This is a genomic window from Acinetobacter sp. NIPH 284, assembly GCF_000369425.1.
Taxonomy (GTDB): Bacteria; Pseudomonadota; Gammaproteobacteria; order Pseudomonadales; family Moraxellaceae; genus Acinetobacter.
Genome location: NZ_KB850010.1, coordinates 85,416 through 97,657, shown reverse-complemented (window position 1 = coordinate 97,657; position 12,242 = coordinate 85,416). Strand labels below are relative to the sequence as shown.

Sequence of the window (12,242 nt, the reverse complement as noted above, 5' to 3'; positions counted from 1 at the left end):
AGGATTCATCATGGAAACAGTGCAACATACGACTTGGCGACAACGTTTAGAAGCCTATTATTATTTATGCCGCTTTGATAAGCCAATCGGTACAGAATTGGTTTTTTGGCCGACGATGTGGGCTTTGTGGATTGCTGCAAAAGGGACACCAGATCTTAAAATATTATTGCTTATGATTTTGGGTGTTATTTTTATGCGTGCAGCAGGCTGTGCGATCAATGATTTTGCTGACCGTAAAGTTGATGCGCATGTTGAACGTACAAAAACACGCCCTTTAGCTACAGGTATAATTCGTGCTCGCGAGGCTATTTTTGTATTTTTAGCTTTAGTTGCTGCAAGTGCTATGTTGCTATTTTTCTTGCCGATCGAAACCTTTTATTGGTCATTTGGTGCATTATTTTTAGCGTTTATTTATCCTTTTATGAAACGCTTTACCAATTTGCCACAAGTGTTTTTAGGTGCTGCTTTTTCATGGTCAATCCCGATGGCATACACTGCGGTGGGACAAACGCCAGATTTAACCTGTTGGCTTTTATATTTCGGTAATTTGGCTTGGACAGTCGCTTATGATACACAATATGCAATTACTGATCGTGAATATGATTTGAAAATTGGTGTGAAATCTACCGCAATTTTATTTGGTAATTACGATATACAGATAATTGGTTTATTACAGTTTATTAGCTTGTTATTAATTGGCTCGGCTTTGTATCTGCAACATATTTTTATACCATTTGGAATGGTTGCATTACTTGTTGTTGCAGGGGATTTTGTTTATCAGGCATATAAAACTAAAGATCGAGAACCTCAGATTTGTTTCTGGGCATTCCGTCACAATCGTTGGGTAGGAATGATAATTTTTCTGGGAATCTTTTTGGAATTAATGTCTTAAAATGATTCATTGGTTGAAAAACGTCCTATGTAGGGTATTTTTTGTGCATTAATAAAGCAGCATGTAGTTTCGTGTGCAAGAAACAAAGACAAAAGGATATTTTATAAAACGGTCAAAAGTTGCTTTAGCAATGACATTCTCTGTTTCAGCCTTATTTTTAACTGCATGTAATGATAATAATGATGATTGTAAACAAATCTTTACGTCTGGTGCGGCTGATATCGCAGATTTAGCATATGGTCGTACTGCGATGTTGGTACCTGCTTGAGTTATCCAGCTCCAGATAGTGCTAATGGCTTACAGGGGAAACTTAAAGCGGGAATTTTGGCTTTCATAGCATACCCTACACATCAAATCACACAGTTTGGTATTGATCTAACTAAATTTAAAGAAGATGTTGTGGTGCAAAATTTCTTAGCGGCGACTCAGCCTGCAACCAATGCGACTAAAGAAAAAGTAATTAAGACATCTGTCTTACTTATTCAGAGAGAAAAAGATCAAGCACTATTGCCAGCAGTTACGCAACTGTTAGTTAAGAATATGAAAGAGAATGCTTTAAAATTCTTTCCATAAGCAGCTTATGATGAAAATTATTTATTAGATATCGTACCAAATGCAACGCATACGCAGGCGATCATTTGTAGAAACGCAAAAGCAAGTGGAGTTTATTCAAAAATATATGTTAGCAGGTTCGAGTATTGTGCTGACTGATGCTCAAAAAGATACGAGTCAAAACGCTCAGTGTGCAGGTAAGTTTTAAGCTTTTATTTAGATCATAACTTTCAAAAAAGAGTCTCTTCATAGAGGCTCTTTTTTGTTATATTGTTACATTAAGATGAGTTGTGTTATTGGGATCTGGATCATTTATGAGTCAACAATCTACTGAAAAGAAGTCAGTACCTTGGTTATTAATGGGTTTGGGCTTGCTCATCCCGATCTTTATTATAGGAATGGCTTTCCTAGCTGCAAAAAGTGATGCGGAAACCAAGAAAAAATATGATCAACAACATGCAGAAATTGCAAAGAAATTTGAAAAACAGAAAAATGCTGAATCAGCAATTCAGTCTGAATAATCCTTAATTAGAAAATTTGATTTATCGAATGTCCATCTGTAATTGTTTTACAGATGGAATTTGTGTGTAGCGATGCACTTTGTACCCTGCCTCTAAAAGCATTTGATCGCGTTTTTTGTCTTCTAATTCTTTTCCAATATGACTTGGATCATCAAGTTCGATGATTGCCAATACATTCATTTCTTGGTCTAAAATCACGAAATCGGCCACTTTGCGATTGAATTGATTACGAATTTTATAATGATCGCTGGTAATTAAAGCACTGAAAGCGACTTGTGTCAGGATGTGATTGTTAGGGAATGCCTGTTGTAGCTTCGTGAACATCTTTGATTCAAATGTGGTAATAACAGGTCGAGCAAAAAACTTCTGCTGGGGTAGAAAAGAACGTAGGCAACTAATTAAAAGTAATACTGTGCTAATCAAGCCAATAAGCAAGAAGATAATCTGATTAGATGCAAACATATTTATTATCAATACATGAATAAAAAACCCACTCAATAAGAGTGGGTTTTTAGAATCTTGGCTCTCCCACCTGGGCTCGAACCAGGGACCTGCGGATTAACAGTCCGTCGCTCTACCGACTGAGCTATGGGAGAATCTGGATAGGCATTCTATGCATGAATAGGGATGTGGTCAAGAGCTGAATACTAAAAAAATTAAATATTGATTTGATTGTACTTTTTATCAGCATTTTTATAAATTTAATGGATAGGATACTTTGTTTTTATTAGGAGCTAGGGTGAGTTTCGATCAATAAAAAAGCCCATATCATATTGGATATAGGCTTCTTTGAATTTGGCTCTCCCACCTGGGCTCGAACCAGGGACCTGCGGATTAACAGTCCGTCGCTCTACCGACTGAGCTATGGGAGAATCTGAATGCCATTATAGGCAGCTTTTAAAATCGGTCAAGCTAAAAGTGTCATGTTTCTTTCATTTTTTCACTGTATGCTTTTTATTTGCACAATTAGGGCGAAATCGGAAAAATAACTTGAACTTTGATCAGGCTATTGTTAGATTCGAAACAGTAAAGTGTTTAGATTTTTATCTAGACAGTGTGGATTTAACCCAACTTGCCAGCACTAAAATGGCTAAATCGGAGGTCAAAATGACTATTCTTAGTATTCAATCTATTTTTTCAAATTTATCTTTTTATCAAGATCATTATCTTGAAATCATTGAAGATCCTCAGCAGTATTACACATCAGTTGAAAACTGCTTTTTGAATACATTTCCATTTAAGCAACAAGCTTTATTTCTAGGCGATTTATTGCAACTTTGGTTTGGTGATAAATGGAAAATTCAAAACGCTAAAAATTTATTGACGCAGAAAAATGTATTAATGGTGAATGAGCATTTTCCTTTGTATTTGTTTCAGCTCGGTGGTGAGCTTATTTTGGGTGCAAATACTGCATTAGCTTGGTCAGTTGCAGAAAATAAAATTGTAGCTGTACAAGTGAAGAGTATTTGGCAATATGCTGTTTTCAGTCACTTATGCTCACGACCAAAAAACTATCATGAAAATAAAGCGATTGCATGAAGTCATAGTAAGCATAAATCTACAGCATAAAATTAAAGGGCGTATATGTATGTCACTGTATAATTTTTAATATTATCGCCCTTATTTTCGTATCAATCTAAATCAAGCTGATGTGTATGAAGTAAAAGAAGTAGATTATTTTTTGAAGTATCTTATGAATATAAAATTATGTTGCAGAAATTATTAAATTCAATATTTTTTTTATTTTCTTCTAAAATTAATTGATAATAATTTTGAATAAAAGGTAAATTTATAATGAAAGGGCAATGTGTTTGTGGTGAAACCACATTTGAAGTTGAATTAAGCAATCATGACGTACATGCTTGTCATTGCTCAATTTGTCGTCGACAGACCAGTGGTGTGATTATGACGATTGATATGAAACAGGGCAGCTTAAATTTTTTTAAAACCAGACCATCTGTCTATCTATAATTCATCGGCTTGGGGCGAGCGTGGGTTCTGTAATGCTTGTGGCACAAATTTATTTTGGCGCACTAAAGATCAGAATTATTGCTTTATTTAATGCAGAAGCAAAAGAATAAATTTTTAGCTGATTCATAAAAACAAAAAAAGAAGCTTCATTAAGAAGCTTCTTTTTATCGCAACTCAGATTATTGAGCGGCTTTTTCTGCTGCAATCGAAGCAATTGCGGCATCGACACCATCAATTGAGTCTGCTGCTTTTTTAATACGCGCTAAAGCATCAACTAATACATCATCAGCAGTTGCATAAGAAATACGCATAAAACCACCTAAACCAAAAGCATCACCAGGTACAACAGCTACACCAGTTTCTTCAAGCAACCATTCAGAGAATTCTGTGCAAGATTTTAAACCTTTGGCACGGATTAGTGGGCGGATATTGGCATAGGCATAGAATGCGCCATCAGCAGGCAGACAAGAAATACCATTGATTTCATTTAAGCCATTTACCACAAGGTCATGACGGCGTTTAAATGCTTCAATCATTGGTTTTAATACATCTTGCGGACCGTTCAATGCCGCTTCTGCTGCAACTTGAGAAATTGAAGTTGGGTTAGATGTCGATTGAGATTGAATATTTTTCATCGCACCAATGAGTTTTGCTGGACCAGCAGCGTAACCAATACGCCAACCTGTCATTGCATACGCTTTTGATACGCCGTTAAGGACAATTGTACGATCATATAAGTCAGGTGCAATTGTTGCGATGTTATAGAACTCATCTTCCCAACGAATTGGTTCGTACATGTCATCAGAAGCAATTAATACTTGTGGATGACGACGAAGTACCTCAGCCAAAGCTTCTAATTCAGCTTTGGTATAAATCATACCTGTTGGATTAGACGGGCTGTTTAATACAAGTAAACGTGTATTTGGTGTAATCGCAGCTTCCAATTGTTCTGGTGTGATTTTGAAGCGTTGTTCTTCACCACATTTCACAATAACAGGCGTACCTTCAGCAATAATGACCATATCTGGATAGCTTACCCAGAATGGCGCAGGAATGATTACTTCATCACCTTTGTTTAACAAAGCAAGTGCCAAGTTAAAGAAACTTTGTTTACCACCACAAGATACTAAAATCTGATTAGGTTGGTAGTCTAAGTTATTATCACGTTTTAATTTTGCGATAATTGCTTTTTTTAAACTTGGAGTACCGTCTACAGCTGTATATTTTGTAAAGCCTTTATTAATCGCTTCAATAGCAGCATCTTTGATATGTTGAGGTGTATCAAAGTCTGGTTCGCCTGCACCTAAACCAATTACGTTTTTACCAGCAGCTTTAAGCTCAGCGGCTTTGTTGGTTACTGCAAGTGTAGGGGACGGTTTGATGGCATTGACACGATCAGAGAGACGTACGTCCACGGCATTATTCCTTCTTATGGGATTAGAAAATAAAAAAGCAGCTCATTTTAGCTTAAATCGGTTTCTTTGTGGCTGAAACTTACCTTTATTGAATAAAAAGTTACTAAATTATAGGTTTAGATCGTACAGTACTTTTTACATATTTTAATTTTAGCAAAATAATAAAAATCTATTACAATGGGCGCTAGAAATTTAAATTTCGAGATAATTTCAATGACTGCGCAACAACCTAAAGCCAAGAAAGCTTTAGTCAAATTACCTTTCCCTATGCCATCTACTCAGGATAACTCTGAGGATGCTACGCATAATCAGGTGCGACCAAAACCTGAGCAATATGCAGATCGTACTTGGATGCCACCGCGTGGTACACGTCGTTCGATGGGGAAACGATAATTTTTGATGGAGGATACTTTCTCAGTAGCTTCCTAAAAGATGAGTCGATAAAAAAGCCAATGAGATGTTTATATAAACGTATCATTGGCTTTTTTTATTTGATTAATTTTTATTTATTACCAATCTTAAATGCTGCTAAAAATGCGGTTGGTTTATTGGCATCAAACACAACTCCATCTAAACGACTGGTTTGTGGTGGTTTTATGAATGTTGCTGTTGCAAGGTTTGGAAATTGTTCTTTTTTCATTTTGCCTTCAGTGATTAAACTATTTGCAGCCTTTGTGTAGATGTCTGGGCGATAGGCTTTTTGAGCGGTTTCAAGGTACCAATTATTCGGTTTAGTCTCCGCAATTTGTCCCCAGCGACGCATTTGAGTTAACCACCAGATTGCATCTGAATAGTAAGGAATACCATATTGTCCTGTAAAGAACGTATTAAATGATTTTAACGGGCGAATATCACCTTTTTCATATTCAAAAACACCCGTCAAGCTATTGGTAATAATATCTTCATCGACACCAATATAATTTGTTTGAGCCATGAGTTTAGCTGCTTCTTTACGATGTGCATAATCATTTTCATCTAACCAGCTTGATGCACGAATGAGTGCTTTTACAACTTTTACTGTGGTATTTGGATTTTTTTCTGCAAACGATGTGGTAACTCCAAATACTTTATCAGCACCATTATCCCATAACACATCTGATGTAATGACGGGAACACCAAAGCCTTTTTTCACTGCTTTTTGATTCCAAGGTTCACCGACTGAGTATCCTAAGGTTGTTCCTGTTACCATTTTTGCCATCATTTCTGGTGGTGGTACAACGGAAAGGGTTACGTCGGCACCGATATTGCCACTCAAATCATTTTTATTTGGATCATACATACCTGGGTTGATACCACCAGCAGCTAACCAATAGCGCAACATATAATTATGTGTGCCTGTTGGAAAAGTTATGCCTAAATTAAAAGGCTTATGCTTTTGTTTGTATTGATCCACAATCGGTTTAAGCGCTGATGCACTAATCGGATGCTGCGGTTTACCGTCTTCTAGTGGAATGTTATTTTTCATTTCCGACCATATCTCATTTGAAACGGTGATCCCTGCACCATTGTAAGACATGGTAAATGGCGTGATAATTTCTGTACCACTTGGTTTTTCCGTCATGGACGCAAGTGGCATTGCGGCAAGCATTTGTGCACCGTCTAATTCACCTTTTTGTACACGTGTATATAACAGCTTCCAGTTGGGTTGTACTTCGAGTTGGACTGATAGCCCTTCGTCTTTAAAAAAACCTTTCTCAACAGCAACGGCTAAAGGTGCCATATCTGTTAATTTAACAAAACCAATTTTTAGCGCCGTTTTTTCTGTGGTTGATTCAGCTGCATTACTATCAGGGGATGGCTGGCAGCCAGTGACGAATAAAAGAAGGCTCGCCATATAAGATATGATGAATGCCTTATTAAAAAATACTTTTCTCATGTAATTCCCCATCAGTAATAAACATCAATAGATAAAAAGCAAAAAACATGCCATTATTTTAATTTTATGTAAGTCATTGAGATTGCTTTGATTTTATACACTTGTATGGATTTTAGTGTTTGCGAATTTTGTGATGATTTTTTATTTATTTTTTATTAAATATCATTATCTTATAATTTATTTTTTGTGGATTTTGGATGTTGTAACCAAATTGTAATTATGGGAAGAATCAAGTTTTATGCTTGAAAGATAAAACCTGATTCATCATCGAGTGAGTTAATGTTTTTTTAAGGTGCGATGAACAGGATGCTTAATAATACTTTTGCCCTGCCATAAAGCAATAAAGTCTTGCTCATCGAAATCATAGAGCTCCATTAATGCAATAATTGCACTAACAAAGATCATTGGACCTTCAGAATTATCATGAAAATCAAATATTTTGCCATTCAATTTGGCTAATATATCGTTAATTTCATATTCACGGCCTCTTCCATAACGATCACGCGGATAAAGTTCTTCATTAAGTACTATTAACGCGATGGCTTTTTCTGAAGGGCTTAGTTTTGTTTGTTCTAAAGCTTCTTCAAAAGATTCATACCCATGATTAAAATAAAAAATGACTTCATCACAGATAAAGCTATGCACCATTTTGGCAGTCAGATCTGGAAATTGTGAAACAGCATCGTCCTCGATGTAAGGTCGAAAAGATTCTGGAAAAATCACATTCGAATGAATTCCTTTGAATAAAGGGGCAATTTCAGAAACTTTATAACCCGCAATGCCACAACCGAGTGCCGTTAAAAAATATTTCACTTTAGGATGATTTTTAGCATAAATTTTAAAATCATCGACATAGTGCTCAATTTGAGAAAGTGGCATTTGTTGGATATGTTCATTTAAAGTTGGAATAGCAAAACTTTGCCCAGCCCAACCTCGTCCGACACCGTTAACTGCGGCAAAATGTTGGGCTGCAACCCGTGCAGCCCCACTGTCGTGTATGCCAGCTAAGTTACTGCCAAATACAAAAACAGTATCTTCGGGCAGTTCGGTGACAATGCTTTCATCATGGTATTGGTAAGACATATTGTTATCATTGAAATAGCGTAATGAGTTCATGTTGCAGTTGATTAGGTTGATGGTCAAGTGCTAAATGTAAAAGTTTTATGTTATTCTTGAAAGATAACAAAAACAGTGTGATAGATGAAAATGAATCAATCCAAAGCAGGGAATCTACTTTATACCAATGGGCGTATTGTACAAAAAGGGGATTTTGCCTTAATAAGTTATCGGGGTTTAGATGCCTATTCACCTTTACATTTTAAATATGGTTTTATTCCTATTCAAATTGCTGATTTGGAATATGACAAAACAGGTAAAAAAATAAAAAGAATCCCTGTTATTTCTGAACAGGGTGAAGAAAGGTCTTATGGATATGCCATAGATGATTTCAAGGCAAAAGGAACAAAGACTTTACATTATATTGATCATAGCACAAACAATATGCAGGATTATGTGGTTTATTATCTTGCTGAATTGGAAAAATGGCTGGAAAATGAGGGGGATATGGACGCTGCATTGGCTTTGGCAATGTATTATTCAAACCATGAACCAAAAGGTCGGGATGAACAATATGTTTTACAGATCAAAAAGAAAGCGAGACAATATTTTGAATTGGCTAGCCAAAATGGTCATGCCATTGCCAGTGAATATCTAGCTCGTGAACATGGTTACTATATTCTCTTTCAGCCGAGAGATCGTATTGAAAATAAGGTGTATTTAGAATCTGAAAAAAATTTATTTTTTGATTATCTGATTAAAAGTGGTGAACAAGGATTTGCTGAGGCACAATTTCAACTTGGCATTAATTATGAATATGGAAGAGAGGGTTTTCCTCAGGATTATAAGAAAGCAGTCTATTGGTATCATGAGGCTGCCCGACAAGGCTACCCGAGGGCGACTAATAATTTGGCTGATAAATATGAGCATGGGTTGGGTGTTGCACAGAATTATAAAAAAGCGATTGAACTTTATTCATATGCTGCACAATATAGGATTCCTGAAGCCATGTTTAGTTTGGGAAATCTTTATTTGCAAGGTAAAGGGGTATTGTGTGATGTCATTCAGGCTCAATTATATTTTGAACAATCAGCACGTTTGGGCTATGCACCAGCAAAAAGAAGTCTTAAAGCACTAGATATTGAACGTTGAAAATTGTGAATTCGACCTTATTAATAAAAGTCACCTGATCAGAAAAGAGTAAGCCTGTGAGCGAAAACCAACCTTTTGAGTTAGTCACCAACTACCAGCCAGCAGGTGATCAACCTCAGGCGATTGAGAAGCTTGTAAGTGGGATTGAACAGGGTTTTCGTAATCAATTGCTACTTGGGGTGACGGGTTCTGGTAAAACCTATACGATGGCGAATGTGATTGCACAAACACAGCGTCCAACGATTGTCATGGCGCACAACAAAACGCTTGCGGCACAGCTCTATGGTGAGTTCAAGGCATTTTTTCCAAACAATGCGGTCGAGTATTTCGTTAGTTACTACGATTACTATCAGCCAGAAGCCTATGTACCCTCATCAGATACGTTTATCGAAAAAGATTCCGCCATCAATGACCACATTGACCAAATGCGGCTCTCCGCAACCCGTACTTTGCTGGAACGCCGTGATGCCATCATTGTGGCATCGGTGTCTGCCATTTATGGTTTGGGTGATCCAAACGCCTACATGCAGATGCTGTTGCATATTGTGCAGGGCGATCGGGTCAGCCGTGATGACATTATTCGCCGTCTGGTGGAAATGCAATACACTCGTAACGAGCTTGAGTTCTTGCGTGGTACATACCGTATCCGTGGTGAAATCCTTGATATTTTCCCTGCCGAATCGGATCAGGATGCCATTCGGGTAGAACTGTTCGATGATGAGGTGGACTCAATCCGCTGGTTTGATCCATTGACTGGGAAACTGGTACGTAAAGTGCCGCGTGTGACCATTTATCCAAAAAGCCACTATGTTACGCCGAAAGACCATTTAACTCGTGCCATTGATACCATCAAGGATGAGTTAAAAGACCAACTTAAATTCTTCAAGGATCATGACAAGTTACTGGAAGCGCAACGTATTGAGCAGCGTACCCGTTATGATCTGGAAATGATGCAGCAGTTGGGCTACACCAATGGGATTGAAAACTACTCACGCCATCTTTCAGGTCGTGCGGCAGGCGAAGCACCACCCACCTTGTTTGATTATATCCCTGAAAATGCGTTGCTGATCATTGATGAATCGCATGTGACTGTTCCTCAGATTGGTGCGATGTATAAAGGCGACCGTTCCCGTAAAGAAAACTTGGTGAATTATGGTTTCCGTTTACCAAGTGCCTTGGATAACCGTCCAATGCGCTTTGAGGAATGGGAGCGGATTGTGCCAACCACAGTTTTTGTCAGTGCAACGCCAGCACATTATGAACTGGAGAAATCAGAACAGATCGTTGAGCAGGTTGTACGTCCAACGGGGCTGATTGATCCTGAGATCGAGGTTCGTCCCGTATTGACGCAGGTGGATGATGTCTTGTCTGAAATCAACATTCGTAAACAGTTGAATGAGCGTGTGCTTGTTACCACATTAACCAAACGTATGGCAGAGGACTTAACTTCATATTTGAAAGAATATGGTATCAAGGTGGCATATCTACATTCAGATATTGATACCGTTGAACGGGTTAAGATTATCCATGAATTGCGTACAGGTGTGCATGACGTACTGGTCGGCATTAACCTGTTGCGTGAAGGTCTGGATATGCCAGAAGTATCTTTGGTTGCAATCTTAGATGCAGATAAAGAAGGTTTCTTACGTTCAGAACGATCCTTGATCCAGACCATTGGTCGTGCAGCACGTAATGTGAAAGGTAAAGCGATTTTATATGCAGATCGTATTACTGATTCGATGCGTAAAGCGATGGATGAAACAGATCGTCGTCGTAACAAACAAATTGAATTTAATGAATTACATGGTATTACCCCACGTAGTGCGGTGCGCCAAGCAATTAAAGAAATAGATACGGGTGAAGTACTCAGTGATGATGAAATTGATGAAAAAGTGTTAGAGCAAGCGCAGAGTATCAGTGCCGACGAACAGCATCTTTTATCGGATCCAAAACTGTTTGCCAAGCATATTACCAAGCTTGAAAAAGAGATGTTAAAAGCTTCAAAAGAGCTTCAGTTTGAGCAAGCAGCTAGATTGCGAGATGAGATTGTTCGTCTCAAAGCCCATATGTTGCAATCGTAATCTAGTAGAGAAATCCTCAAGAGGGATACATATCGCAACAATCTTTGTTTATAAAATAGGCTATGTTGAAAAGCTAAATATATGACTATTGATAACAAATTTCTGTTTTGAGGATTTCCCATGCCGCTGATTAAGAATTTCCCTAAAGCAAGTTGGCGTTTAACAAAAATTGCAATTGGTGGAGTGGTCTTAACTGGACTGGCTGTAGGAACGATTGCTTATGCACAATCAAAGTCTTTACCTACAGTTGAAAAAGTAGAACTCGATAAGTATTTAGGTGTTTGGTATGAGGTTGCTCGTAAGCCAATGTTCTTTGAACGTAAATGCGCTTATAACGTGACAGCAACTTATACGTTAAACGAAAATGGCAATATTGTTGTTGATAACAAATGTTATGATGGTGAGGGTGCTTTACAACGCAGTTTAGGTGAGGCGTTTGTTGCGAATGCGCCTTTTAACACCAAATTAAGAGTGAGCTTTTTACCAGAAGCTGTGCGTTGGATTCCTGTTGCACGCGGAGATTACTGGGTTTTAAAGCTTGATGAAGATTATCAAACCGTGCTTGTGGGTGAACCACGCCGTAAATATATATGGGTGTTGTCACGTACACCTCAGCCGAAAAAAGAAATTATTCATGAATATCTAAATTATGCCAAATCATTAGGTTATGATATTCATGATGTGATTTACACTGAACATCGCTAAATCGGTTATACTTAGTTAAAA

General features: G+C 37.6%; 11 protein-coding genes, 2 tRNA genes and 2 pseudogenes. 9 read left to right on the top strand and 6 right to left on the bottom strand.

The window, feature by feature from the left end:
- Positions 1-10 precede the first annotated feature (10 nt).
- The 3 genes and pseudogenes from ubiA to F908_RS03560 all read left to right on the top strand — a co-directional run bounded on the left by ubiA (position 11) and on the right by F908_RS03560 (position 1,965).
- On the top strand, positions 11-892 hold the full coding sequence (gene ubiA / locus F908_RS03570) for a 4-hydroxybenzoate octaprenyltransferase (protein ID WP_005157678.1): 882 nt from the start codon (positions 11-13) through the stop codon (positions 890-892).
- A gap of 184 nt (positions 893-1,076) precedes the next feature.
- A pseudogene (locus F908_RS03565) lies at positions 1,077-1,652 on the top strand (alpha/beta hydrolase); the annotation flags it as partial.
- A 106-nt stretch (positions 1,653-1,758) separates the two neighbouring features.
- Positions 1,759-1,965 carry a hypothetical protein gene (locus F908_RS03560; RefSeq protein WP_005157673.1) on the top strand — a complete coding sequence of 69 codons (207 nt, stop codon included), beginning with the start codon at positions 1,759-1,761 and terminating at the stop codon, positions 1,963-1,965.
- Between the two features lie 21 nt (positions 1,966-1,986).
- Here the strand turns inward: F908_RS03560 and F908_RS03555 are convergent, their stop codons facing one another.
- The 3 genes from F908_RS03555 to F908_RS03545 all read right to left on the bottom strand — a co-directional run bounded on the left by F908_RS03555 (position 1,987) and on the right by F908_RS03545 (position 2,837).
- Entirely contained in the window at positions 1,987-2,427 is a 441-nt protein-coding gene (locus F908_RS03555) for a DUF2726 domain-containing protein (RefSeq protein WP_005157671.1), read from the bottom strand.
- 58 nt (positions 2,428-2,485) lie between these two features.
- Positions 2,486-2,561, bottom strand: a tRNA-Asn gene (locus F908_RS03550).
- Positions 2,562-2,761: 200 nt separating this feature from the next.
- Positions 2,762-2,837, bottom strand: a tRNA-Asn gene (locus tag F908_RS03545).
- Positions 2,838-3,072: 235 nt separating this feature from the next.
- On the opposite strand from F908_RS03545, the gene F908_RS03540 reads away from it, so the two are divergent.
- Both F908_RS03540 and F908_RS03535 read left to right on the top strand, forming a co-directional pair.
- Complete coding sequence (locus F908_RS03540) at positions 3,073-3,504, top strand: hypothetical protein (protein ID WP_005157669.1); 432 nt, start codon at positions 3,073-3,075, stop codon at positions 3,502-3,504.
- A 255-nt stretch (positions 3,505-3,759) separates the two neighbouring features.
- A pseudogene (locus F908_RS03535) lies at positions 3,760-4,024 on the top strand (GFA family protein); the annotation flags it as partial.
- Positions 4,025-4,115: 91 nt separating this feature from the next.
- Here the strand turns inward: F908_RS03535 and F908_RS03530 are convergent.
- On the bottom strand, positions 4,116-5,351 hold the full coding sequence (locus F908_RS03530) for a pyridoxal phosphate-dependent aminotransferase (RefSeq protein WP_005157664.1): 1,236 nt from the start codon (positions 5,349-5,351) through the stop codon (positions 4,116-4,118).
- Positions 5,352-5,564: 213 nt separating this feature from the next.
- Here F908_RS03530 and F908_RS03525 point away from each other — a divergent pair, with 213 nt between their 5' ends.
- Entirely contained in the window at positions 5,565-5,744 is a 180-nt protein-coding gene (locus F908_RS03525) for a hypothetical protein (protein ID WP_005157661.1), read from the top strand.
- A 109-nt stretch (positions 5,745-5,853) separates the two neighbouring features.
- Here F908_RS03525 and F908_RS03520 read toward each other — a convergent pair whose 3' ends face one another.
- Entirely contained in the window at positions 5,854-7,227 is a 1,374-nt protein-coding gene (locus F908_RS03520; RefSeq protein ID WP_005157658.1) for a CmpA/NrtA family ABC transporter substrate-binding protein, read from the bottom strand.
- 276 nt (positions 7,228-7,503) lie between these two features.
- On the bottom strand, positions 7,504-8,310 hold the full coding sequence (locus tag F908_RS03515) for an A1S_2505 family phage non-structural protein (protein ID WP_034602628.1): 807 nt from the start codon (positions 8,308-8,310) through the stop codon (positions 7,504-7,506).
- 123 nt (positions 8,311-8,433) lie between these two features.
- Here F908_RS03515 and F908_RS03510 point away from each other — a divergent pair, with 123 nt between their 5' ends.
- The 3 genes from F908_RS03510 (at position 8,434) to F908_RS03500 (ending at position 12,221) form a co-directional block, all read left to right on the top strand.
- Positions 8,434-9,435, top strand: a complete 1,002-nt coding sequence (locus F908_RS03510) for a tetratricopeptide repeat protein (protein WP_228127619.1) — start codon at positions 8,434-8,436, stop codon at positions 9,433-9,435.
- Positions 9,436-9,491: 56 nt separating this feature from the next.
- Positions 9,492-11,516 (top strand): excinuclease ABC subunit UvrB, encoded by a 2,025-nt coding sequence (gene uvrB / locus F908_RS03505; RefSeq protein WP_005157651.1) that lies wholly within the window; start codon positions 9,492-9,494, stop codon positions 11,514-11,516.
- 120 nt (positions 11,517-11,636) lie between these two features.
- Positions 11,637-12,221, top strand: coding sequence for a lipocalin family protein (locus F908_RS03500; RefSeq protein ID WP_005157649.1), 585 nt, complete (start codon positions 11,637-11,639; stop codon positions 12,219-12,221).
- Positions 12,222-12,242: the final 21 nt, after the last annotated feature.

Excerpts from the sequence above, each read along its gene's own strand:
- F908_RS03500 (WP_005157649.1), top strand. The coding sequence starts at position 11,637 with ATGCCGCTGATTAAGAATTTCCCTAAAGCAAGTTGGCGTTTAACAAAA.
- F908_RS03540 (WP_005157669.1), top strand. The coding sequence starts at position 3,073 with ATGACTATTCTTAGTATTCAATCTATTTTTTCAAATTTATCTTTTTAT.
- F908_RS03555 (WP_005157671.1), bottom strand. The coding sequence starts at position 2,427 with ATGTTTGCATCTAATCAGATTATCTTCTTGCTTATTGGCTTGATTAGC.
- F908_RS03525 (WP_005157661.1), top strand. The coding sequence starts at position 5,565 with ATGACTGCGCAACAACCTAAAGCCAAGAAAGCTTTAGTCAAATTACCT.
- F908_RS03560 (WP_005157673.1), top strand. The coding sequence starts at position 1,759 with ATGAGTCAACAATCTACTGAAAAGAAGTCAGTACCTTGGTTATTAATG.
- F908_RS03515 (WP_034602628.1), bottom strand. The coding sequence starts at position 8,310 with ATGTCTTACCAATACCATGATGAAAGCATTGTCACCGAACTGCCCGAA.
- ubiA (WP_005157678.1), top strand. The coding sequence starts at position 11 with ATGGAAACAGTGCAACATACGACTTGGCGACAACGTTTAGAAGCCTAT.
- F908_RS03520 (WP_005157658.1), bottom strand. The coding sequence starts at position 7,227 with ATGAGAAAAGTATTTTTTAATAAGGCATTCATCATATCTTATATGGCG.
- F908_RS03510 (WP_228127619.1), top strand. The coding sequence starts at position 8,434 with ATGAATCAATCCAAAGCAGGGAATCTACTTTATACCAATGGGCGTATT.